Consider the following 2427-nt stretch of genomic DNA (forward strand, 5'->3'; position numbering starts at 1 on the left):
GCGCCGGCCGCCTCGGCGGCGATCACATGGTAGTTGTGGGCCAGGGCGTCGAGGTCGATGCTCAGCCTGGCGCGGGAGGAGGGGGCCATCTGCTCCCCTTGAACCGCCGATGGGCGGGGCGCAAGTCCGGGCGCGTCAGTGGGGATCGTAGCGACCGTCCCGGGCGAGATTGCCGAACTTGGTCAGGTCCTCATGGAAGGACAGCTTCACGGTGCCGATAGGGCCGTGGCGCTGCTTGCCGATAACGATTTCGGCCAGGCCGCGGACCTGATCCATCTGCTCCTGCCACTTGAAGTGCTCTTCGGTGCCTTCCCGCGGCTCTGTGCGGCTGAGGTAGTAGCTCTCGCGATAGATGAACATGACCATATCGGCGTCCTGCTCAATGGAGCCGGACTCCCGGAGGTCAGAGAGCTGTGGGCGCTTGTCCTCGCGGTTCTCCACCTGGCGCGATAGCTGCGAGAGCGCAATCACCGGCACCGAGAGCTCCTTGGCCAGGGCCTTGAGCCCCTGGGTGATGGCGCTGACCTCCTGCACCCGGTTGTCGCTGGACCCTGAGCCCACCGTCACCAGCTGAAGATAGTCGACCATGACCAGGTCCAGTCCGGAGGTGCGCTTCAGGCGCCTGGCCCGGGCGGTGAGCTTGGCCAGGCTGAGGCCGCCGGTGGCGTCGATATAGAGCGGCGCTTCCTGGATCTCGAGGGCGGCGTCGCGGACACGGCCGAACTCCATGGCGTCGATTTCGCCCTTGCGCAGCCGGTCGCCTGAGACGCCGGAGGCCTCGGCCAGCAGGCGCATGGCCAGCTGCTCGGCCGACATTTCCAGGGAGAAGAAGGCCACGACGCCGCCGCTGACGGTCTTGCGCGTCCCATCGGGCCGCGGCTCCCAGGCATAGTTGCGGGCCACGTCGAAGGCGATATTACAGGCCAGCGAGGTCTTCCCCATGGAGGGGCGGGCGGCCAGGATCACCAGGTCGGAGGGGTGCAGGCCGCCGATCTTCTGGTCGAGGTCGATTAGGCCGGTGGACAGGCCCGCCAGGCCGCCGTCGCGGGCGTGCGCTTCGGCGGCCATGGCCACCGCGCCATGAAGGGCATCGGCGAAGGGCACGAAACCCTGGCTGACCGAGCCGGTTTCGGCCAGGGCGTAGAGTTGCTGTTCGGCGGCTTCAATCTGGTCGCGGGCCGAGGTCTCGCCGTCGGTGGTCTGGGCGCCGGTGGCGATTTCCTGGCCGATGCGGATCAGGTCGCGGCGCAGGGCGAGGTCGTAGACGGCCCGGGCATAGTCCGGGGCGTGAGTGGACGGCGGCGCCCGGTCCACCAGATTGGCCATGTAGCGCAGGCCGCCGAGTTCCTCGAAGGCCGGGTCGCGGGCGAACTGCTCGGCGATCAGGATCGGCTCGGCCAGCTGCCCCTTGCGGATCGAGGTCTCGATGGCGCCGTAGAGGCGGCCATGGAAGGGTTCGAAGAAGTGCCGCGCCTGTAGGTTGTCCCCGAGGCGCTCGAAGACGGCGTTGTCGTACAGCAGCGCCCCCAGCAGCGCCTGCTCAGCCTCGATATTGGCTGGGGCGTGGGTGTGGTGGGGTTCGTCATCCTGCGGCATGCGCAGGTCCAGGGCGGGAACAATGGCCATGGGTTTCTGATAGCTTAACGCCGGCCCTCCGACTGCCGACGAAGTGTCGCGCTCAACAGGAAATCTCAGGCCTGTGGAAAGGTTGGTCCCAAGGCAAAGGGGGCGGACCTGCGTCCGCCCCCTCAAACTCGCCTCAGATGACGGGATCTACCAGCGGACGCTGACCCGACCGTAGAGGAACCGGCCGTTGAAGCCGAACGGCGAGAACGAGCTGAACGGCGCCGCGCCGGTGGTGTTCAGGTTCGGCGGGATCTGCCGGGGATAGACGTCGAACAGGTTGTCTGCGCCCAGCGCCACCGTGACCCCCATGGGGAAGGTCCGACGGGCCTCCAGGTCCACCACGCCACGGACGCCGGTCTCGCTGTCGGCGCTGCCATTGGCCAGGGTGCCAGGCGAGAGGGCCGAACCGTAGAAGGTGCTGCGCAGGGTCGCGCCCCAGGCTTCGCGGTTCCAGTCGCCCTGCAGGGTCAGCTTCTGCTTCGGCGCGCCGTCCTCGAAGCGGAGGACGGCCTGGCGGCCAAACAGGGCCGTCGGGGTCGGCAGGATCGAGGTGCTGGAGGTCGGGGTCTTGGTGACCTCGAACTCGTTGATGTTGCCCGCCGCCGTCAGGTCGAACGTGCCGGCCTGCGGATCGACGATCCGATAGCGGGCGACCACGTCAACGCCGGTAGTCTCGGTGTCCACGCCATTGATGAAGAAGCGCGCAGCGGTGGCGCCGAAGGGCGCCAGGAGGTCGGCAATCACCCGGGCGTTGGTTCCGGGTGCGGCGGTGGCCGACCCCTGGAAGGTTTCGCTCAGGAC

1 protein-coding gene and 1 pseudogene are annotated in these 2427 nt (G+C 68.0%); both read right to left on the bottom strand.

The window, feature by feature from the left end; translation table 11 throughout:
- Window positions 1-135: 135 nt before the first annotated feature.
- Window positions 136-1596, bottom strand: a complete 1461-nt coding sequence (locus tag Q8N19_RS16455) for a replicative DNA helicase (protein ID WP_305592565.1) — start codon at window positions 1594-1596, stop codon at window positions 136-138.
- 177 nt (window positions 1597-1773) lie between these two features.
- Window positions 1774-2427, bottom strand: a pseudogene (locus Q8N19_RS16460) (TonB-dependent receptor); the annotation flags it as partial.

The sequence above is a fragment of the Phenylobacterium sp. genome, from assembly GCF_030693405.1.
In the GTDB taxonomy this organism is placed as follows: Bacteria; Pseudomonadota; Alphaproteobacteria; order Caulobacterales; family Caulobacteraceae; genus Phenylobacterium.

What these genes read in the sequence shown, in the direction of transcription:
- Q8N19_RS16455 (WP_305592565.1), bottom strand. Translation starts at nt 1,596, where the DNA reads ATGCCGCAGGATGACGAACCCCACCACACCCACGCCCCAGCCAATATC.